The 19,693-nt window shown below is 73.0% G+C and carries 17 protein-coding genes and 2 tRNA genes; 7 read left to right on the top strand and 12 right to left on the bottom strand.

Annotated elements, in window-relative coordinates; translation table 11 throughout:
• Positions 1 to 51: 51 nt before the first annotated feature.
• The 7 genes from WQ56_RS04290 to lexA form a co-directional block, all read right to left on the bottom strand.
• Positions 52 to 128: transfer RNA gene (locus WQ56_RS04290), tRNA-Arg, on the bottom strand.
• A 62-nt stretch (positions 129 to 190) separates the two neighbouring features.
• Positions 191 to 853: a hypothetical protein gene (locus tag WQ56_RS04295; RefSeq protein ID WP_052772833.1), complete on the bottom strand. Its 663-nt coding sequence runs from the start codon at positions 851 to 853 to the stop codon at positions 191 to 193.
• Between the two features lie 14 nt (positions 854 to 867).
• On the bottom strand, positions 868 to 1,383 hold the full coding sequence (locus WQ56_RS04300) for a sigma-70 family RNA polymerase sigma factor (RefSeq protein ID WP_231583349.1): 516 nt from the start codon (positions 1,381 to 1,383) through the stop codon (positions 868 to 870).
• Between the two features lie 94 nt (positions 1,384 to 1,477).
• On the bottom strand, positions 1,478 to 4,723 hold the full coding sequence (locus tag WQ56_RS04305) for an error-prone DNA polymerase (protein ID WP_047135825.1): 3,246 nt from the start codon (positions 4,721 to 4,723) through the stop codon (positions 1,478 to 1,480).
• 115 nt (positions 4,724 to 4,838) lie between these two features.
• A complete protein-coding gene (locus WQ56_RS04310; protein ID WP_047135826.1) occupies positions 4,839 to 6,257 on the bottom strand; it encodes a DNA polymerase Y family protein in 1,419 nt (472 codons plus the stop codon).
• A gap of 111 nt (positions 6,258 to 6,368) precedes the next feature.
• A complete protein-coding gene (gene imuA / locus WQ56_RS04315; protein ID WP_047135827.1) occupies positions 6,369 to 6,983 on the bottom strand; it encodes a translesion DNA synthesis-associated protein ImuA in 615 nt (204 codons plus the stop codon).
• Positions 6,983 to 7,588, bottom strand: coding sequence for a transcriptional repressor LexA (gene lexA / locus WQ56_RS04320; RefSeq protein WP_047135935.1), 606 nt, complete (start codon positions 7,586 to 7,588; stop codon positions 6,983 to 6,985). Before lexA ends, imuA begins: the two co-directional genes overlap by 1 nt.
• A 451-nt stretch (positions 7,589 to 8,039) precedes the next feature.
• Here lexA and WQ56_RS04325 point away from each other — a divergent pair, with 451 nt between their 5' ends.
• Positions 8,040 to 8,837: an exodeoxyribonuclease III gene (locus tag WQ56_RS04325; protein ID WP_047135828.1), complete on the top strand. Its 798-nt coding sequence runs from the start codon at positions 8,040 to 8,042 to the stop codon at positions 8,835 to 8,837.
• 71 nt (positions 8,838 to 8,908) lie between these two features.
• Positions 8,909 to 9,085 (top strand): DUF3606 domain-containing protein, encoded by a 177-nt coding sequence (locus WQ56_RS17950; protein WP_082132194.1) that lies wholly within the window; start codon positions 8,909 to 8,911, stop codon positions 9,083 to 9,085.
• Between the two features lie 99 nt (positions 9,086 to 9,184).
• Here WQ56_RS17950 and WQ56_RS04330 read toward each other — a convergent pair.
• Positions 9,185 to 9,260: transfer RNA gene (locus tag WQ56_RS04330), tRNA-Ala, on the bottom strand.
• Between the two features lie 13 nt (positions 9,261 to 9,273).
• On the bottom strand, positions 9,274 to 10,404 hold the full coding sequence (gene rnd, locus WQ56_RS04335; protein WP_047135829.1) for a ribonuclease D: 1,131 nt from the start codon (positions 10,402 to 10,404) through the stop codon (positions 9,274 to 9,276).
• Positions 10,405 to 10,514: 110 nt separating this feature from the next.
• Between rnd and WQ56_RS04340 the strand changes: the two genes are divergently transcribed.
• From WQ56_RS04340 to WQ56_RS04360, 5 genes are all read left to right on the top strand, one after another.
• Complete coding sequence (locus tag WQ56_RS04340; RefSeq protein WP_231583350.1) at positions 10,515 to 12,350, top strand: formylglycine-generating enzyme family protein; 1,836 nt, start codon at positions 10,515 to 10,517, stop codon at positions 12,348 to 12,350.
• A 31-nt stretch (positions 12,351 to 12,381) separates the two neighbouring features.
• A complete protein-coding gene (locus tag WQ56_RS04345; protein ID WP_047135830.1) occupies positions 12,382 to 13,293 on the top strand; it encodes a M48 family metallopeptidase in 912 nt (303 codons plus the stop codon).
• A 60-nt stretch (positions 13,294 to 13,353) separates the two neighbouring features.
• Positions 13,354 to 13,794, top strand: a complete 441-nt coding sequence (locus tag WQ56_RS04350; protein ID WP_231583351.1) for a DUF2946 family protein — start codon at positions 13,354 to 13,356, stop codon at positions 13,792 to 13,794.
• Positions 13,795 to 13,988: 194 nt separating this feature from the next.
• Positions 13,989 to 16,073, top strand: coding sequence for a TonB-dependent receptor (locus WQ56_RS04355; protein WP_047135832.1), 2,085 nt, complete (start codon positions 13,989 to 13,991; stop codon positions 16,071 to 16,073).
• Positions 16,070 to 17,461: a PepSY domain-containing protein gene (locus WQ56_RS04360; protein WP_197076432.1), complete on the top strand. Its 1,392-nt coding sequence runs from the start codon at positions 16,070 to 16,072 to the stop codon at positions 17,459 to 17,461. Before WQ56_RS04355 ends, WQ56_RS04360 begins: the two co-directional genes overlap by 4 nt.
• On the opposite strand, the gene phbB (WQ56_RS04365) is transcribed toward WQ56_RS04360, so the two are convergent.
• The 3 genes from phbB (WQ56_RS04365) to phbB (WQ56_RS04375) all read right to left on the bottom strand — a co-directional run bounded on the left by phbB (WQ56_RS04365) (position 17,448) and on the right by phbB (WQ56_RS04375) (position 19,646).
• A complete protein-coding gene (phbB, locus tag WQ56_RS04365; protein WP_047135833.1) occupies positions 17,448 to 18,194 on the bottom strand; it encodes an acetoacetyl-CoA reductase in 747 nt (248 codons plus the stop codon). The two genes, WQ56_RS04360 and phbB (WQ56_RS04365), sit on opposite strands and share 14 nt — an antisense overlap.
• Positions 18,195 to 18,258: 64 nt before the next feature.
• The gene (gene phaR / locus WQ56_RS04370) at positions 18,259 to 18,732 is read right to left on the bottom strand and encodes a polyhydroxyalkanoate synthesis repressor PhaR (protein WP_047135938.1); all 474 of its coding nucleotides are present in this window, start codon (positions 18,730 to 18,732) and stop codon (positions 18,259 to 18,261) included.
• 173 nt (positions 18,733 to 18,905) lie between these two features.
• Positions 18,906 to 19,646, bottom strand: coding sequence for an acetoacetyl-CoA reductase (phbB, locus tag WQ56_RS04375; RefSeq protein ID WP_047135834.1), 741 nt, complete (start codon positions 19,644 to 19,646; stop codon positions 18,906 to 18,908).
• Positions 19,647 to 19,693 lie beyond the last annotated feature (47 nt).

Below are 19,693 nucleotides of genomic sequence, written 5' to 3' on the forward strand. Positions count from 1 at the left end.
GAAAGCGGGACGCGACGCGGCACGACGGTCGCTGGGGGATGGTCGCGGAACTGGCGACCCCGGCACGATTCGAACGTGCGACCTTCCCCTTAGGAGGGGGATGCTCTATCCAGCTGAGCTACGGGGCCGTGCGGTCCGGGATTTTCGCATGCGCGGGGCGGATTCCAAAGCGCGGGTGGGGGAGGGGCGGTCAGTCCTGCTCGAACCGCTTCACCTCGGCGACCAACTGTCGGCTGCGCCGGATCGCGTGCATGCCGTCGCCGCATCGTTCCCGGACACCCTCGGACGCAGGCCCGGCGATCCGGGTCGCCGAGCGCCAGATCCAGGCCCAGGTCGCGATCAGGCCGATCGCGCCGATCGCGAGACTGGCCCAGACCCAGGCCGCGGTCGGCGCGTTTGCGCCGCTAGCGCGCAGGCCTGCGATCGCGACCACGACCAGCACCCAGGCGATCCACCACGGCGTGCCGCACACGACCATGTTGAGCGTCTGTGCGCGCAGCAACTGCGCGAGCCGCTTCTGGATGCGGACCACGGGCGCGTCGTAGTCGATGGCAGCGGCGAGCGACAGCGTCGTCGCGGCGCCGATCAAGGTCAGGACGCCGAACCCGTGGACGGCCAGGCCCGCGGCCAGGAAGCCCGGCGCATCGAACTGGCGTGTCCAGCAGGCGGCGCCGAGCCACGCCAGCGCGACCCCGAGCGCCAGTTGCAGCCATTGGCCGACGAGCAGGGGACGCAATCCGCGACGTGCCTGCCGCAGCCGGTCGTCGCGCAGCAGGTCGAGCTGGATGCGCTCCTGCCTGGCCAGGCGGCGTTCGAGCGATTGCCAGGCGGTCTTGAGGTCATCGTGTTCCATCGCAGGCTCCCGGGTCAGAGTTCGTCGCGGATGCGCTGGCGCAGCCGGCCGATCTTGGTGGCGACATTGGTTTCGGTCAGGCCGAGCACCTCGGCGGTTTCGCGGTGGTTGCGGCCGTCGAGGTAGAGCAACAGCAACGCGCGGTCGAGCGGCCGTTGCGCATGGATGAAGCGGTACAGCGCGCGGACCTGCTGCTCGGCCTGCGGATCGGCGGCGTTCGGGTCCGCGATGTCGTGCAGCGCCGGGTCGAACGGCACCGCATGGCGGCTGCGCAGCCCGACGCGCCGGACGCGCGTGATCGCGACGTTGAGCGCAATCCGGTACAGCCACGTGGGGAAGGGCCGCGCCGGGTCGTACCGCGGCCAGGCCAGCCACGCCTGGGTCGCGATCTCCTGCGCGAGGTCGGCGCGGTCGTCCGGATCGCGACAGTAGCTCGCGGCGATGGTCGCGACGATGCTGCGATGCGCGTCGAACGATTCGGCGAACCGATCGCGATCGTCCTGGGGCCGCGCGGTCGGAAGCGGGGGCATCGCGGGGTCGATGGTGTCGGGCATGCAGGATGGTTCGCGCCATGGCGGCGGACATCACACGCCTGGGAGAAGATCTTCGCTCAGGTGCCGCCGCTCAGTGGAAATCGCGGGAGGGCAGCGGCATCGTGCCGAGCAGGTCGCTGAGGTCGTGCAGGTCGCCGGCGATGAGGTGGGCGACGCCGTCGACCCGCTCCCAGCGGCCGCGTACGGCGAGCAGCCGGGATTCGAGCAGGGCGCGCCGGCGGCGGATCGCCAGGTGCGGCCAGACGATGACGTTGATCATGCCGGTCTCGTCCTCGAGGGTGACGAAGATCGTGCCCTTGGCCGTGGCCGGGCGCTGGCGCTGCGTGACCAGGCCGGCGACGTGGACGCCGCTGCCGTGGCGCCGGGCCTGCAGCTCGCGCAGGCCGATGATCCGGCGCGCGGCCATCTGCGGGCGCAGCAGCGCCATCGGGTGCGGGCCCAGGCTCAGGCCCAGGGCGCGATAGTCGGACAGGATCTCCTCGCCGGCGGCGGGCGCGGGCAGGGCGACGTCGACCTCGTCGGGACTGCCGGGCAGCAACGGGCGCCGCTGCTCGATGCCGGCGACCGCCCAGCGCGCGGCGTTGCGGTGGCCGGCCAGGCCGCGCAGCGCATCGGCCTCGGCCAGCGCCTGGCGCGCCTTGGCGTCGAGGCCGGCGCGCAGGACCAGGTCGGCGATGTCGGCGAACGGGCGCCGGGCGCGTTCGCCGACGATGCGGTGCGCGGCCGGCTCGGGCAGCCCCGCGACCAGGCGCAGGCCCAGCCGGATCGCCGGCTGGACGCCCGGATCGGTGTCGCTGCGCCAGGGCCGGCCGCCGACCAGCGTGCTGTCGTGGTCGCTGTGCAGCACGTCGACCGGCAGCACCTCGATGCGGGCGCGCTGCGCGCTGCCGCGGCGCGCGTCCTGCACGATCTGGCTGGGCGAATAGAAGCCCATCGGCTGGGCGTTGAGCAGGCCGCAGGCGAACGCGGCCGGCTCGTGGCGCTTGAGCCAGCAACTGGCGTAGACCAGCTTGGCGAACGAGGCGGCGTGGCTCTGCGGGAAGCCGTAGGAGCCGAAGCCCTTGATCTGGTCGAAGATCTGGTCGATGAATGCCTGCGAATAGTTCTTCGCCAGCATGCGCTCGCGCACCCGCACCCGGTGCTGCTCCATGTCGCCGCCGCGCCGCCAGGCCGCCATCGAGCGCCGCAGGTGGTCGGCCTCGCTGTCGGTGTAATTGGCCGCTTTCATCAGCAGTTCCATGACCTGCTCCTGGAACAGCGGCACGCCGAGGGTGGGTTCGAGAATGCTGCGGATCTCGTCGTTGGGATAGTCGACCGCCTCGCGGCCCTGCCGCCGGCGCAGATAGGGATGCACCATGTCGCCCTGGATCGGACCGGGGCGCACGATCGCCACTTCCACGACCAGGTCGTAGAAGCACTTCGGCTTGAGCCGCGGCAGCATCGCCATCTGCGCGCGCGATTCGATCTGGAACACGCCGACGGTGTCGGCGATCTGGATCATCTTGTACGTGGCGTCGTCCTCGGTAGGCAGGGTCGCGAGCGCGAAGTCCCGTCCGCGATGGCCGCGCACCAGGTCGAGCGTCTTGCGGATGCAGGTCAGCATGCCCAGGGCGAGGCAGTCGACCTTGAGCAGCTTCATCGTTTCCAGGTCGTCCTTCTCCCACTGGATGATGGTGCGATCGGCCATCGCCGCGTTCTCGACCGGGACCAGATGCGAGAGCGGGGCATCGGAAATGACGAAACCGCCGACGTGCTGCGACAGGTGCCGCGGATGGCCGCGCAACTGCTCGGTCACCAGCAGGATCCTGCGGATCAGCGGGTTGTGCAGGTCGAAGCCCGCCTCGGCGATGCGCTGTTCCATCGGCGTGTCGCCGTTGCCCCAGCCGTAGCAGGTGGCCAGCAGCGCGATCTGGTCGTCGGGCAGGCCGAAGGCCTTGGCGACATCGCGCACGGCGCTCTTGCCGCGGTAGCTGATCACCGTCGCCGCGAGCGCGGCCCGCTCGCGGCCGTACTTGGCGTAGACGTACTGGATGACTTCCTCGCGCCGCTGGTGCTCGAAGTCGACGTCGATATCGGGCGGCTCGTCGCGGTGCTCGGACAGGAAGCGTGCCATCAGCAGCCGGGTCTCGTCGGGATTCACCGACGTGATGCCCAGCGCGTAGCAGACCGCCGAGTTCGCCGATGAGCCGCGGCCCTGGCACAGGATCTGCCGATCGCGGGCGAACGCGACGATGTCGGCCACGGTCAGAAAGAAGGCCTCGTAGCCCTTGCGGGCGATCAGCGCGAGCTCGAATTCGATCAGGTCGCGCACCTGGGGCGTGGGGCCGTCGGGCCAGCGGTTAACGATGCCGCGCTCGGTCAGCGCCCGCAGCCAGGTGGTCGGGGTGTGGCCGTCGGGGACGAGCTCGACCGGGTAGTCGTAGCGGATGCTGCGCAGCTCGAAGGTGCAGCGCGCCGCCAGTGCCGCGGCCGCCTCCATCAGCGCCGCGCCGTAGATGTTGCCCAGCGCGCGCCGCGTGCGCAGGTGGCGCTCGCCGTTGCGGAACAGGTGCGCGCCGCAGTCGGCCAGCGGGGTGTTGCGGGCGATCGCGGTGATCGTGTCCTGCAGCATGCGCTCGCGCCGGGTGGCCATGTGCGCATCGCCGCTGGCCAGCGCCGGCAGCCCGAGCGCGCGCGACAGCGCCAACAGCGCGTCCAGGCGCGCGGCGTCGTCGCGCTCGCGGTGCAGCTCCACGGCCAGATGGGCGCGCGCGCCGAACGTCGCGTGCAGCCAGCGGCCCTCGTCCGGATCGGGCGTCTCGCCCGGCAGCCACAGCGCGAACAGCCCCTCGGCATCGCCCTGCAGCACGTCGGCCACGTCCTCGCGCGTGAGCCGGTAGCGGCCCTTGCCGGCGGCGCGCCGCCCCCGGGTGATCAGCGCGCACAGCGTGCGGTAGCCGGCGATCGTCTCGACCAGCAGCACGCAGCGCAGGCCGTCGACGAGCCGGAACTCGCTGCCGACGACCAGCTTGAGGCCGGTGCCTTCGGAGGCCTCGAGTGCGCGCACGATCCCGGCCAGCGAGCATTCGTCGGTGATCGCCAGCGCCTCGTAGCCGCAGTGCAGCGCACGCCGGAACAACTGTTCGGCATCGGAGGCGCCGCGCAGGAACGAGAAATCCGACAGGCAGTGCAGCTCGGCGTACGGCGGCGATCCGGCATCGCGCGCATCGGGGGCGACGGCGTCGTTGGCCGCCTCGCGCAACCGGTGCGCGACCGACCACGCCCGCGGCGGCTGGCCGCCGGGCGTGTCGCGGTCGACGCCGTCGATCGGGGTCATCGCGGTCGTCCCCGGCGCACCGGCCTGCGCCCGGGAGGCGGGCCGCAAGTGGCGCGTCGACGCACACGCGGCGCATCGGCCGGGCCGGACAGGCCGAACGCAGCCGGCGTGCCGGTCATGCGAACCATCCGTGCAGCATCCAGCCCTCGCGTTCGCCGACGGGCACGAACGCCCAGGCGCGCTGCCCGCTCGAGGTCTCGACGCAGTAGTAGTCCCGGCGCGCGTCGCCATCGTCCCACCAGCCGCTTTCCAGCCGTTCGGGCCCGGAGAGCACGCGCAGGCGCGGATCGCGCAGCGGGACGGGCTCGGGCAGCAGCCAGGCCGGGCGGGGCGGCCGGGGCGGGGCGGTCTCGATGGCGACGTCGTCGCCGGCCACGCGCCGCCAGGCGCGTTCGGGGCGCGGGTCGCCGGCCGGCGCGACGCGATGCACGGCATCGTCGCCGAGCCGGGCGCGCAGGCGCTCGCGCAGCTGCGGCCAGTCCACGGCCTGCTGCGGGCGCGGGTCGAACAGGTCGCGGCTGGCCGGCACGAACGGCGGCAACTGACGGGCGACCAGGCCCAGCGCGACGACCGGGCGGTCGACCCCGGTGCGCTCGAGCCGGCTGCGCGCCAGCTCGAACAGCAGTGCCGGGTCGCGCTCGGGCGCGAGCAGGCCGACCTCGACCTCGGTCCGGCCGCTGGCGTGCTCGAGCCGGAGCGTGAAGCGCTGCACGCCGCCGTCGCGGATCGACAGGTAGGTCGCCAGGTCGCCGGTCAGCCGGCGCAGCGGGAACAGCAGCGCAGTGTGGCTCTCGACCTCGTAGCCCAGCTCGACGAGGGCATCGAAGCGGTCGGGGGGGACGTAGCAGTCGAGCGGATCGTCGACGTCGCCGTAGAGCCGGTCGAGGTGGTCGAGCACCGCGACCCCGCAGCGCCGCCGCAGCGCATCGCGCGGCAGGCCGCGCACGTCGGCGAGCCGGCGCAGGCCCATGCGGTGCAGGCGCTCGCCGGCGTCGTCGGGCAACGCAGCACGCCGCACCGGGGCGCGGTCGAGCAATGCCCGCAACGCGCCCGGCTCGGTCACCGCCAGGCCGTCGCGCAACCCGGCGAGCACGCGCGCCGCGCGCGGCGTCGGCGCCAGTGCGATGCGGTGCCGGAAGCCGAGCGTGTCGAGTTCCTGGCGCAGCCGGTGCTCGAACGTCGGCCACGGCCCGAACAGGCGGAAGCTCGCCCGGGCCTCGAGCACGATCGCGCGCGGCCACTGCGCGCTGACCAGCGAGCTGTGGCGATAGGCCCAGGCGGCGAGGAAGCGCTGGCAGCGGGCCTCGGCCCCGGGATCGTGGTCCTCGGTGCGCACATCGGCCAGCAGCGCGTGCGCCGCCGACAGCCGCATGCCGGGTTTCAGGCCGGCGCGGGCCGCAGCGGCGTTGACCGCGTGCAGGCGCCGCAACTGCGCCGGGCCCTCGACCAGCGCCAGCGGCGCATCGGGATCGTCCAGGCGGCGCAGGACGGCGTCGAGCGCCAGTTGCGGCAACAGCAGGCAGGTCCAGAGCATGGCCGGCTCACGCCTGGGCGCAGGACGTGGCGCGCTGTGTCGCGCACGGAACCGGCAGGACATGCGGCCGCGCGGCAGGGACGGCGCGGCGCACGGGCGGGCGCGGGGCCATCAGTGTGCCACCCGGATCGGGCGTGCCGGCGGCTGCGCGCCGCGGCACTTGCGCACCTGCCAGGCCTCGTCGGCGGGCAGGTATTCCAGCCGCAGCGCGGCGGGCGAGGCATTGACCGCGTGCCGGCGGTCGCGCACGGCGAAGGCGCAGCAGTCGCCCGCGTCGGCCGCGACCTGCAGCCGGCGCAGCGCGCGGTCGTCGGCGGTCCGCGGCCAGCCGAGCACCGCCGCGCACGCGCCGCTGCGCAGGCACTGCTCGAACGCCCACAGCGCGTCGCGCGGCGGCGCGGCGACGATCTCCAGCCGGGCCAGGTCGACGCCGCCAGCCTGCCAGGCCGGCGCGTAGGCGACGTAGGGCGGATCGACCAGCACCACGCGCCCGCCGGCGGCGGTCATGCGTGCCAGCGCCGGCAGCAGCAGCGTGATCTCGCCGACGCCGTCGGCCGGCAGCAGCAGTTCGGTCAGCGCGCCGCGCGGCCAGCCGCGGTCGGGCAGCACCGCATCGAGCGCAGGTACGCCGCTCGGCTCGCCGTCGCCGGCGGCCGCCGTCCCGCGGCCGGCGTGCCAGACCGTGCGTGCGGCCAGCAGTGCGTCGAGGGGCAGGACCTGGCCCATCAGCCCTGCCGCACCAGTCCGCAGAACAGGCCTTCGATCGCGAAATCGGCGCCCGGCGGCACCACGATCGGCGCGTAGGCCGGGTTGCGCGCCAGCAGGCGGATGCCGTCGGCGTCGCGCCGCAGCCGCTTGATCGTCAGTTCGCCGTCGAGCCGGGCGACGACGGTCTGCCCGTCGCGCGCATCGGCGCTGCGGTGCACGCCGACCAGGTCGCCGTCGAGGATGCCGTCGTCGATCATCGAGTCGCCCTGGACCTGCAGCAGGTAGTCGGGCCGCAGCGAGAACACCCCGCGGTCGAGCCACAGCTGGCGGTCGATCCCGATGTCGGCCCCGATCGGCACGCCCGCCGCGACCCGGCCCAGCACGGGCAGTGCCAGCAGCGGCGGGCGCGCGTCCTCGCCGGGCAGGGCCAGGCCGCGCTTGTGGTGCGGGCGCGCCTCGAGCAGGCCGATCGCGGTCAGGGCCTGCACGTGCTTGTGCGCGGCGCTGCGCGAAGCGAAGCCGAAGTGCGTGGCGATCTCGGCCAGGCTCGGCGGCCGGCCGGCACGGATGCGGTCGCGGACGAAGGCCAGCACGGCGGCGCGTTGGGGCGGGAGCGAAGACATGGTGTACATTTGTACACATTCCGGCCCGGGTTGGCGAGGGGCGTGTCCGTCAGGCAGTGGGCGGGGGCGAAGCCGGCGACACAGTGCCAGCCTCCGCTTTTTTCCAACTTGTTCTCCCAACCGCGGAATGGGAGTTTCGCTTCGGTCAGGTAGCGGCCTGCCAGCCGGAAGCCGCTCTCCCCTCGGCAAGGCATCCTGCCTTGACTCGGGCGCGCGCCATCCATGGCGCGCTCGACGCGGCCACCGGCCGCCAGTCCGCTGCTCCGGACGTTTGCTGCCTGACTTCGGCGGCAGCTTCGCCCGCTAGAAGAAGTCGCGCGCTTCGTGCTCAGTGCGTCGAAGAACCTTTTCACCCGCCGGCCATCGCGCCGGTTCTATGGTCGGGGCCCACCGCGGGCGGTCGTCCGGCGCATCGGCCACGCACGCGGTCCCGTCACCGGAGCCCGGCGCGATGGCGCGCAAGAAGACCCTCAAGCTGGCCACGTTCAACGTCAACGGCATCGGCAAGCGGCTGCCGCACCTGCTGGCCTGGCTGGAGGCGGCGCGCCCCGACGTCGTCGCGCTGCAGGAGCTCAAGGCGCCCGATGCCGCGTTCCCGGCACAGGCGCTGGAGGCGGCCGGCTACGGGGCGATCTGGCAGGGGCAGCGGGCCTGGAACGGCGTGGCGCTGCTGGGGCGCGATACGGTGCCCGTCGAGAGCCGGCGCGGCCTGCCCGGCGACCCGGACGACGACCAGAGCCGCTACATCGAGGCCGCGGTGCACGGCATCGTGGTCGGCGCGCTCTACCTGCCCAACGGCAATCCGCAGCCCGGCCCCAAGTTCGACTACAAGCTCGCATGGATGCAGCGCCTGGCCAGGCACGCCCGCACGCTGGCCGGACTGCCGCACCCGGTCGTGCTGATGGGCGACTACAACGTCATCCCGACCGACCAGGACGTCTACGATCCCAAGGCCTGGCGCAAGGATGCGCTGATCCAGCCCGAGGTGCGGGCCGCGTTCGAGCGGCTGCTGGCGCAGGGCTGGACCGATGCGCTGCGTCACGTGCTCGGGGACACCGAAGGGCTCTACACGTTCTGGGACCATTTCCGGCAGCATGCCGAGCGCGATCGCGGCCTGCGCATCGACCACCTCCTGGTCAACGCGGCGCTGGTCGATCGACTGCGCAAGGCGGGCGTGGACCGCTGGCTGCGGCTCGAGCCCGGCGCCAGCGACCACGCGCCCACCTGGATCGAGATCGCGGCCGGCTGACGGCGTGGTTCACGCAAGGCCCACACGCGCGGGGGGATGGTGGCGCCACCTCAGCCTTTCGGAGATCCGCCATGTCGGACGACAAGCGCAAGACCGGTTCCCCCGATCGCGACCGCATCAACGTCGATGAGGACTACGAGCTTCGCTACTGGACCCAGGCGCTGGACGTCACGCCCGAGCAGCTGCGCGAGGCGGTCGCGGCCGTGGGGCCGACCGCCGTCGCAGTGCGTCGCCATCTGGGCAAGTAGGCCGCGGCCTGCCACGAGGTGCGGGTGTTCGCCCGCGCCACAACGACGAAGGGTTGGACGGCGAACCGTCCAACCCTTCGTTTCGAACCGGGAATGACTTGGTGGAGCGGAGGAGGATCGAACTCCCGACCTTCGCATTGCGAACGCGACGCTCTCCCAGCTGAGCTACCGCCCCACGATGGACGCGATTATACGGAGCGTTCGGCGAACCCGCCAGCCTTTTCTAGCAACGGCGCGAGCGCGGGCTCGAGCTGGGTGCGGCGCCAGCCCGACAGTGCGCCGGGCCAGTCGGCGCCTTCGACCAGCGCTTCGAGCCACTTGCGCGAGGCGAGCACGCCGTCGGGCAGGCCGAGCTCGACGCTGCGCGCGGCGACCGCCTGCTGCAACTGCTTGAGGCGCTTGCGGTCCGGTTCCTCGGCGCGCGCGATCGGTGCTTCGGCCTCGTCGGGCATCTCGGTACTGAGCGCCTCCCAGATCGCGGCACCGAGCTTGCGCGGCGCCTTGGGGTGGGCGTCGAGCCGACGCTGCAGCGCTGCCGGATCGGCCGGCGGGTCGCGGGCGAGCAGCGTCGCCAGTTCGTTGTCGAGGATCCAGCTGCGCGGACGGTCGTGGCTGCGGGCGTAGTGCTCGCGCCAGCGCAGCAGGCGCAGCAGGCGGCGCTGCGCGTCGGCGTCGAGGAACAGCCCGGTGCGTCCGCCCAGTTGCGGCCAGCGTTCGCCTTCCATGTTGCCGGCCGTCGCCACCAGGCGCGCGCAGTCCTCCTGCAGCCAGGTCTCGCGTCCGAGCACGGCGATCTTGGCGGCCAGCGTCTCGTGCAATGCGAACAGGTGCTCGACGTCGTCGGCGGCGTACTCGAGCTGGGTCGGCGACAGCGGCCGCCGCAGCCAGTCCGGGCGCGTCTCGCCCTTGGGCAGCGCGATGCCGAGCGTCTCCTGCACCAGCCGCTGGTAGCCCATGCCGCTGCCGGTGCCCGCCAGTGCCGCGGCGATCTGGGTGTCGAACAGCGGCGACGGCGGCACGCCGCAGGCATGGCCCAGCGCGACGAGGTCTTCGCTGGCGCTGTGCATGATCTTGACGATGGCCGGATCGGCCAGCAGCGGGCGCAGCGCATCGAGCATGCCGGGGACCAGCGGGTCGACCAGCAGCACGTCGATGCCGCCGTCCTCGCGCTCGAGCGCGACCTGCACCAGCGCCAGCTGCGGCCAGAAGGTCCGTTCGCGGATGAATTCGGTGTCGAGGCCGACACGGGCGGACGCGGCCTGGAGTCGCGTCCGGAGGATCGCCGGATCGTCGATCCAGCACGCATTGGAAGAAGCCATGCGCGACAGCCTAACGGCGGGGCGCGGAGGCGGCAATCGCGACGCACCGTGACGTCGTGCCCGCAGCCGCGATGGCTTAATCTGACGCGATGCGGTCATGGGAGCCAGGGTTGCGCGCACGTGTCGTCGTCGGGGTGCTGGGTGCGTTGCTGGCGCTGTCCGCCGGCTGCGACCGCGACATGCCGCGCGAGGACGCGGCGGCGGGCGGCGACGGCAGCGTGACCATCAGCGGCGACGACCGGATCGCCGGCGAGCTCAACTGGCAACCGCCGCCGGTCGAGATCGCACCCGACGACGCGGACGACGCCCGTCGCCGCGCCGCCGAGGCGCTCGCGGCCGACGACCTGTACGCGACCGCCGACTCGGCGATCCCGCTGTACCTGGCACTTGGCCAGGTGCCCGGCCAGGAGCGGGCCGCGCGCAACGGGCTGCGCCGGTCGCAGGCGCGGCTGCTCGCGCTCGGCGACCGCGCGCTGGACGAGGCCGACAACCGCGACTCGATCGCCGGCCTGCGCGCCGCGCACGAGTTCGCGGCGGTCGCGCGCTATCTCGACGCCGACGACGAGACGGTGGTCCGCTATCTCGAGCGCGTCGACGAGAGCGACCGGCTCTGGGACCTCAACCGCGAGGCCGAGCGCGCGCTCGGCGCCGGCGAACTGGGCGAGGCGGGCGGTGGCGCGCTGGCGGGCTTCCGCGAGGCCGCGGCGCTGCGGCCGGGACAGCCGCGTGCGCTGCAGGGGCTGGCGGCGGTCGAGAGCGCGCTGATCCGCCGGGCCGAGGACGCCGGCGCCCAGGGCGATTTCCGTACCGCCGCGCGCTGGCTGGCGCATGCCACGACGATCCGGCCGGGCTTTGCGACCGTGCCCGACGCCGAGCGGCGCATCGCGCACATGCGCGCGGTGCGCATCCAGCGGCTGCGCGATGCCGGCGTCGAGGCGCTGCCGAAGATCAACGGCGTGGCGACGGCGCGCGCGCGGCTCGCCGAGATCCTGGCGATCGCCTCGCCGGGCGACCCGGTGGCGCTGGACCTGCGCGAGCGCATCGACCGCGCGGTCCACTACGGCGATTTCCGGCCCGGGCAGGTGTTCACCGATGCGCTGGAGGGCGGGGCGCGCGGGCCACAGATGGTCGTGCTGCCGCACGGTGGTTTCATGATGGGCGCGCTGCCCGGCGACGAGACCGCCGAGGACAACGAGAAGCCGCGGCACGCGGTCCGTTTCGAGCGTGGCTTCGCGATCGGCGTGCGCGAGGTCAGCGTCGGCGAGTTCCGTCGCTTCATCGACGCGACCGGTCATCAGACCCGCGCGGTGCGCCGCGGGTTCTCGATGGTCTACGACGAGCGGACCGGCAACTTCCTGCGCCGCAGCAACGTCGACTGGCGCTCGGACTACGTCGGCCGGCCGGCCGGCGACACGATGCCGGTGCTGCACGTCAGCGCCAAGGACGCCCAGGCCTACGTCGACTGGCTGTCGGCGCAGAGCGGGCAGCGCTACCGGCTGCCGAGCGAGGCGGAGTTCGAGTACGCCTACCGCGCCGGCACCAGCGAGCACTGGCCATGGGGCGAAGGAACGCCGCCCGAGGAGGCCGGCAACGTCACCGGCGCGCTCGACCGATCGCCGTCGGGTCGCACCTGGGGCAATGCCTTCGCCGATTACGGCGACGGCCATTGGGGGCCGGCACCGGTCGCCAGCTTCCCGCCCAACCGCTGGGGCGTGTACGACCTGGCCGGCAACGTCAGCGAATGGATGGCCGACTGCTGGCACGCGACCTACCGCCGCGCACCCGAGGACGGCTCGGCCTGGCTCAACCCGGGCTGCCGCGACCAGGTGATCCGGGGCGGTTCGTGGGCCAGTTCCCCGGCGCAGACCCGCGCCAGCTGGCGCGCGTTGGCATCCGTCGACACGACCAATGCCAGAATCGGCTTCCGCGTCGTCCGCGACCTTTGACCGCCGCCGGCCACCGGCACTGGAGAACGAGATGAGACAGGATCCCTTCGGGCGCGGCCGGCAGCAGCCGGGCCGTGCGCCGCGTCGGGGCTTCAACCTGCGGTGGGTGATCCTGCTGCTGTTCGGGCTCTACGGCGCGTACTACTACGTCTCCAACCGGTCGGTCGATCCGGTCACCGGCGAGACGGTGCTGATCGACCGCGCCCTGAGCGTCGACGACGAGAAGGCGCTCGGCCTGCAGGCCTACCAGGAGATCCTGGGCCAGGAGCGTCCGGTGGCGCCCGACAGCCAGGTCGCCCGCGACGTGCGCACGATCGCCGACCGGCTGATCGCCAAGGTCGAGGTGGTCGAGGCCGAGCTGGCGCGCGAGAACGGCCTGGCGCCGACGCGTTTCTCCGAGACCTTCGACTGGGAGGTCAACGTCATCGATTCCGAGCAGGCCAACGCCTTCTGCCTGCCGGGCGGCAAGATGGCGGTCTACACCGGGCTGGTGCCGGTGGCGCAGAACGCCGACGCGATGGCGGTGGTGATGGGCCACGAGATCGCCCATGCGCTGCTGCGCCACGGTGCCCAGCGCATGGCCCAGCAGCGGCTGACCCAGATCGGCCAGACCGCCGGCGCGATGAGTGGCATGGATCCCGAGCAGCAGCAGATGGTCATGGCGGCGATGGGCTACGGCTACCTGCTGCCGTACGCGCGCAAGCACGAGACCGAGGCCGACGTGGTCGGGCTGATGCTCGCCGCGGCGGCGTGCTTCGACCCGCGCGAGGCGGTGCCCCTGTGGCAGCGCATGGGCGAGGCCAGCGGTGGACAGTCGTCGCCGGAGTTCGCGTCGACCCATCCCAATCCCGGCACCCGCATCCAGAACCTGGAAGCGCTGATCCCCAAGGCGCTCGAGTACCGGGCGAAGTTCTGTGAGGACGCACAGACCGCGGCCCGCTGACGCGGGGCCTGCGACCGATGGTCGCGGGCGCGCGTCGCGTGCGTTGGCGACAATGACGCGGTGAGACGTCGGGGACCCCTGCAATCGGCCCTGTGGTGCCTCGCCTTCGCGGCGATGGCGCTGCTGGCGCTCGCGCCGACGGCCAGCCGCTGGCTGGCGGCGACGTCCCACGGCATGACGGAGGTCGCCGCGCCGGCCGGGCACCACGGTGCGCATGCGGCGTCCGGCCACGGCCACGGCCACGGCCACGATCGCGCCGGGCCCGGGGCAGTACGCGATGACGCGGCCGGGGATCCCCATTGCGACCCCGATGGGCACGGCGACGAGGCCGCGTGCGGCTATTGCGCCCTGGTCGGCCGGCTGCTGCCGCTGCTGGCCTGCCTGGTGCTGCTGGCGGCGTGCCCCGCCGCGGCCCCGGCCGTGGCGCGGGCCGCGGCGCCGGTCGCCGGGCGCGCCCCCTGGCCGGCCCATCCGGTGCGGGGACCGCCGCTGGCGGCCTGAGGCGCTGGCCGCGACGCGCGGCCGAGCCCGGTTCCGCCTTCGCTCCTTGCATGCCCGCCTGCCGGCCCGGCCGGCGGTGCGCGCATCGCCGACGCCGTCCGCGGACGAACGCCGGCGCACGGGTGCGGGACCGGACACCACCGCGGCGCGCCGACAGGCCCGCCGCGGGCCCCCGATCCGGAGATCCACCCACCATGTGTCGCCTCCCACGATCGCCGCGCACCGCGGCGACGTTCGGCGCGTGCCTGTGCGCGTGCCTGTGCAGTGTCCTCCATGCCGCCGACGCGCCGTCGCCGGCCTCCGCCCTCGATGCGCCGCCCCCCGTCGATGCCGGCGATCCGGTCCTCACTCTCGGCCGCGTGCGGGTCGATGCCACGCGCCGCGCGCTGGACGCGAGCACCGTGCTGTCGTCGGTCGACGTGCTCGCCCCCGACGTGCTGCACGATCCGCCCGTCGCCCACAGCTGGGAGTTGATGGCACGCGCGCCGGGCGTCCAGGTGACCCGGTTCGCGATGGGCACCGACGCCGGGCGCTTCTCGTTCCGCGGCTTCAACGGCGAGGGCCGGATCAATGCGGTCAAGCTGCTGATCGACGGCGTGCCGGCGAACGACAACGCCGGCGGCATGCCGTATCTCGACGCGGTGTTCCCGCTGGAGATCGACGCGATCGAGATCGTCCGCGGCACCAACGATGCGCGCCACGGCCTGCATGCGATCGCCGGCAGCGTCGACGTGCTCACCAGGACCGGCGGCAATGGCGGCCGGATCGCCGCGACCGTGGGCAGTTTCGACACGCGCGAGCTGCAGGCCGTCCACGGCATCGAGCGCGGCGGGGTCACCCAGAACTACGCCGCGTTCTGGCGTGGCAGCGACGGCGAGCGCGACCATGCCGACTCGATCCAGCGCGGCGCCTCGGGCAAGTGGTACGTCTCCGGCGCCGACGCGCGCTGGCGCGTCGGCGCCAGCCTGCGCCTGTTCGAGCACGAGGCGCTGGAGGCGGGCTACCTCGATTACGAGACCGCGCGCACCGCGCCGCGCAGCTCGCCCGGTTACGCCCGCGACGATCGCAGCCGGCGACGGACGACCCAGCTCGCGCTGCATGCCGACGGCCGCCTGGGCGCGGCGCTCGACTGGACCGCCACCGCCTACGGCAACCGCTACCGCAACGTCCGGCTGGTGCGCTTCACCGCCGCCGGCGCGCAGCAGGAGCGCGACAGCGACGAGCGCCACCATGGTCTGCTCGCCACCGCGACCTGGCGCCCGGCGGCATTCGGTCCGAACGCGTTCGCGCTGGAGTTCGGCGTGGACGGGCAGTGGCAGGACAACGCCTCGCGCCGCTACCGCACGCAGGCCGGCGAACGCCTGGCGACGCTGCGCGACTGGGACTTCGCGCTCGACACCCGGGGCGCCTACGTGCAGGCCATCGTGCGGCCGGTGGCGCGGCTCAAGCTCGTGCCCGGCTACCGCATCGACCGGATCGGCGGGGACTTCCTCGACGTCGCCAGCGGCCAGCGCGCGCCCGTGCACCGGTACGGCAGCATCGGCCAGCCCAAGCTGAGCATGGCCTACGATCTCGCGCCGGGCACCGTCGCCTACGCGAACTGGGGCCGGACGTTCCAGATCGGCACCGGCAACGCCGCCTACCGGATGCAGGCCGGCGACCTGGCACCGTCGCTCAACGACGGTTGGGAGGCGGGCCTGAAGTTCGCGCCGTGGACGGGCGCGCAGGCACGGCTCGCGTACTGGGAGCAGCGGGCCTCGGGCGAGGTCGCGACGATCCTCGGCGTCGACGGCACGGTCGATGCCGGCGAGGTCGGCAACGTCGGCCGCACGCGGCGCCACGGCTGGGACGCCCGGCTCGACCTGGCCTTGCGTGAGCGTTGGCAGGCCTGGCTGTCGTTCGCGCGGCAGCAGGCGCGCATCGTCGTGGCCGATCCCGCGGCGCCGCAGACGCAGGGGCGCGAGGTCGAGAACGTGCCGCGCTGGCTCGCCACCGCCGGCATCGAGTGGCAGCCTGGCGACCGGCTGCGGCTGTCGGCCTGGGGCCATGCGCAGGGCGACTACTTCCTCGAGCGCAGCAACACGCTGGGCCGCACCGGCGGGCGCGCACTGCTCGACCTCGGCGCGACATGGCGGCTGGGCGATGCCGACGAACTCGCGCTGCAGCTGCGCAACGCGACCGACCGCCGGCACGTCTACGCGTGGTACGACAGCGGCTCGAGCGGTTATTCGCCGGGCGAGGGCAGGACGCTGTCGCTGAGCTGGCGGCGCGAACTGTGAGCGCCGCGTCCGGGGGCGGAGAGGCGCAGCGGCCGCAGGCCGCGCGCCTGTATCGCGCGGTCTGGCGCTGGCATTTCTATGCCGGCCTGCTGGTGTTGCCGTGCCTGGTCTGGCTCGCGGCGACCGGCGCGGCGTACCTGTTCCCGCAGGCGATCGACCGTGCCGTGCACCGTGCCCTGATGGTCGTCGCGCCATCGGCGCAGACGGTGCCGGTCTCGCGGTCGGTGGCCGCGGCGCTGGCACGGCAACCCGGCGAGGCTTTCCGCTACGTCGCGCCGGCACGGCCGGACGCCAGTGCGGCGGTGGGCATCGTCGCCGCCGACGGGCGGCGGGTCGTGGTCTACGTCGATCCGCACGATGGCCGGGTGCTCGGGCAGTTGCTCGAGGAGGGCACCGCGTCGCTGACGATCCGGCGCCTGCACAGCCTCGAATGGTTCGGGCGGTTCGCCAACCTCGCGATCGAACTCGCCGCCGGCTGGGCGATCCTGCTGGCGGCGACCGGCCTCTACCTGTGGTGGCCGCGCGGGCGCCGGGGCGGCGTGGTGAGCGTGCGGGGCCGGCCTGCGTCGCGGCTGTTCTGGCGCGACCTGCATGCCGTGTCGGGCCTGGTGTTCGGCGGCGCGCTGGCGTTCCTGGCGGCGACCGGCATGCCGTGGTCGGCCGTGTGGGGCAAGACCGTCAACGAGTGGGCGAACGGGCACGATTTCGGCTACCCGGCCGGCGTGCGCGTTCAGGTGCCGATGTCGGGGCAGCGTCTGTCCGACACCACCCGGCCGGCGTGGTCGCTCGAACAGGCGCGGCTGCCGCGCTCGACCGACGGCCACGCCGGACACGGCGGCGGGGGCGCGGCCGGGTTCGCCGGCCAGCCCGGTGCGATCGGCCTCGACGCGGCCGTCGCGCGCTTCGACGCGCTCGGACTCGCGCCGGGCTATGCGATCTCGCTGCCGTCGGGCCGCGACGGCGTCTACACCGCCTCGGTCTATCCGGCCGACCTGGCGCGCCAGCGGGTCGTGCACCTGGACCAGTACAGCGGACGGGTACTGCTGGACATGGGCTACGCCGACTACGGGCCACTCGGCCGCGGCCTGGAGTGGGCGATCAACGTGCACCTGGGCCAGCAGTACGGGCTGGCGAACCAGCTGGTGCTGCTGGTCGCGTGCGCCGGCATCGTCGTGCTGTGTGCGAGCGGCGCGGTCGCGTGGTGGAAGCGGCGCCCGCGCGGCGGGCTCGGCGTGCCGCCGGTGCCGGCACCGGGGACGATGCGCACGGTCGCCGCGCTGCTGGCGGTCGGCGGGCTGCTGTTCCCGCTGGTCGGCCTGTCGATGCTCGCGGTCTGGGCGCTGGACGCGGCGCTGCTGCGGCGCGCCCGCCGCCTCAGAAGCTCATGAACAGCCCGCCGTTGATCGGCAGGTTGGCCCCGGTGATGTAGCCCGCCTCGTCCGCCGCCAGGAACGCGACCGCACGCGCGATGTCGTCGGGCGCGCCGGTGCGCCCGACCGGGATCGTCGCGGCGATGCCCTCGCGGATCGCGTCGGGCATCGCGCGCACCATCGGGGTGTCGATGTAGCCGGGCGAGATCGAATTGACGGTCACGCCCTTGCGCGCGGTCTCGCGCGCCAGCGCCATCGTGAAGCCGTGCATGCCGGCCTTGGCGGCAGCGTAGTTGGTCTGGCCGAACTGGCCGGTCTGGCCGTTGACCGAACTGATGTTGACGATGCGCCCGAAGCCGCGCGCGGTCATGCCCTCGACCGCGTGGCGGCACAGGTTGAACACGCCGTCGAGGTCGATGCGCAGCACGTCGTCCCACTGCGCCCGCGACATCTTGCGCAGCGTGGCGTCGCGGGTGATGCCGGCGGCGTTGACGAGGATGTCGAGCCGGCCGTGCCGGGCCTCGACATCGGCGACCGCCGCCGCGCAGGCGTCGAAGTCGCCGACGTCGAGCGCCAGCACCGTCACCTGCCGCGTCGCCGGGTCGTCGGCGAAGGCCGTAAGGCGCGCCGCATCGGGCGGCAGGTCGGCGGCGACCACGCGGCAGCCGTCGGCGGCCAGGCGCGCGCAGATCGCGCGGCCGATGCCGCCCAGGCCGCCCGTGACCAGCGCGATCCTCGGAGAAGGCGTCATGCGGGAAGACTCCATGTCCGGAAGGGACGCGGCGCGCACCGGCGCACCGCGCGGGCGGCGCGGCTCAGCGGCCGCGCTTGTCGCCGGGCCGCTCGTCGCGGACGCCGCCGATCATGGTCTTCTGGAATTCCTTCCACATTTCCAGGTTGCGCTCGGTGAGCTGGTTCATCATCGCCCAGGGCGTCTGGCCGAGCAGGCCGCCCATCTGCTGGCGGAACTGCTGCTGCTGGTCGAGGAAGACCTGCATCGAGCGCTCCAGGTAGCTGCCCATGAACCCCTGCATCGAATCGCCGTAGAAGCGGATGATCTGGCTCAGCAGCTGGGTCGAGAGCACCGGCTCGCCGTCCGATTCCTGGTCGGCGATGATCTGCAGCAGCACCGAGCGGGTCAGATCCTCGCCGCTCTTGGCGTCGCGCACCTCGAAGTTCTCGCCGTCGACGATCAGCTGGCGCACGTCCTCGATGGTGATGTAGCTGGAGATTTCCGTATCGTAGAGCCGACGGTTCGGGTACTTCTTGATGATGCGCGTGGCGCCCATGAAGCCGGTACTCAAGTCTTTGATGCCGCGCAGCATGGCGCAGCGTGGAAGAGGGCGCAACTGGACGAAAGGCATGAATACGGCCGCATCCGGATGCGCCGCGGACCGCCCGCCGCGGTATGGACGGGCCTGCATGCGCGGCGAGGTCGCCGCCTGCGCGAAACCGCGCGGGGCTACCAGCCCATGTGGTGGCCGCCGTTGATGTCGAGGTTGGAGCCGGTGATCCACGAGGCCTCCTCGGCGACGAGGAAGTTGACCGCGTAGGCGATCTCCTCCGGTCGGCCCAGGCGGCCGGTCGGGATGTCGGCGGCGATCTTGGCGCGGACCTCCTCGGGCACCGCCATCACCATGTCGGTGGCGACGTAGCCGGGCGAGACGGTGTTGACGGTGATGCCCAGCTTGGCGTTCTCGCGCGCCAGCGAAATGGTGAAGCCGTGCATGCCGGCCTTGGCGGCGGCGTAGTTGGCTTGGCCGTACTGGCCCTTGAGGCCGTTGATCGAGCTGATCTGGATGATCCGGCCCCACTTGCGCTCGCGCATGCCCTCGATCACCGGGCGGGTGACGTTGTAGACCGAGTTGAGGTTGGTGCCGATCACGTCCTGCCACTGCTGCGGCTGCATCTTGTGGAACGTGCCGTCGCGGGTGATGCCGGCGTTGTTGACCAGGATGTCGATCGGGCCGAGCTGCGACTCGATCTCGCGCACCATGCGCTCGGCCTCGACGTGGTCGGAGACGTCGCCTGGCGCGATCGCGACCTCGTAGCCGTCCTCGCGCAGCTGGCGCTGCCAGGCCTGCGCCTTTTCGGCGTTGCGGTAGTTGGTGGCGACGCGATAGCCGCTGTCGGCCAGCCGCCTGACGATGGCCGTCCCGATACCGCCGGTCCCGCCGGTGACCAGTGCCACGCGTGCGTTCATTGCCGCCCTCCCGTTGCGATGTGCGCGTCGCCCCGATGGCGACGACA

This window comes from Luteimonas sp. FCS-9 (assembly GCF_001014645.1).
Taxonomy (GTDB): domain Bacteria; phylum Pseudomonadota; class Gammaproteobacteria; order Xanthomonadales; family Xanthomonadaceae; genus Luteimonas.

Coding starts and splice junctions, on each gene's coding strand:
- WQ56_RS04295 (WP_052772833.1), bottom strand. CDS start 853: ATGGAACACGATGACCTCAAGACCGCCTGGCAATCGCTCGAACGCCGC.
- WQ56_RS04300 (WP_231583349.1), bottom strand. CDS start 1,383: ATGCCCCCGCTTCCGACCGCGCGGCCCCAGGACGATCGCGATCGGTTC.
- WQ56_RS04305 (WP_047135825.1), bottom strand. CDS start 4,723: ATGACCCCGATCGACGGCGTCGACCGCGACACGCCCGGCGGCCAGCCG.
- WQ56_RS04310 (WP_047135826.1), bottom strand. CDS start 6,257: ATGCTCTGGACCTGCCTGCTGTTGCCGCAACTGGCGCTCGACGCCGTC.
- imuA (WP_047135827.1), bottom strand. CDS start 6,983: ATGGGCCAGGTCCTGCCCCTCGACGCACTGCTGGCCGCACGCACGGTC.
- lexA (WP_047135935.1), bottom strand. CDS start 7,588: ATGTCTTCGCTCCCGCCCCAACGCGCCGCCGTGCTGGCCTTCGTCCGC.
- WQ56_RS04325 (WP_047135828.1), top strand. CDS start 8,040: ATGGCGCGCAAGAAGACCCTCAAGCTGGCCACGTTCAACGTCAACGGC.
- WQ56_RS17950 (WP_082132194.1), top strand. CDS start 8,909: ATGTCGGACGACAAGCGCAAGACCGGTTCCCCCGATCGCGACCGCATC.
- rnd (WP_047135829.1), bottom strand. CDS start 10,404: ATGGCTTCTTCCAATGCGTGCTGGATCGACGATCCGGCGATCCTCCGG.
- WQ56_RS04345 (WP_047135830.1), top strand. CDS start 12,382: ATGAGACAGGATCCCTTCGGGCGCGGCCGGCAGCAGCCGGGCCGTGCG.
- WQ56_RS04355 (WP_047135832.1), top strand. CDS start 13,989: ATGTGTCGCCTCCCACGATCGCCGCGCACCGCGGCGACGTTCGGCGCG.
- phbB (WP_047135833.1), bottom strand. CDS start 18,194: ATGACGCCTTCTCCGAGGATCGCGCTGGTCACGGGCGGCCTGGGCGGC.
- phaR (WP_047135938.1), bottom strand. CDS start 18,732: ATGGGCGCCACGCGCATCATCAAGAAGTACCCGAACCGTCGGCTCTAC.
- phbB (WP_047135834.1), bottom strand. CDS start 19,646: ATGAACGCACGCGTGGCACTGGTCACCGGCGGGACCGGCGGTATCGGG.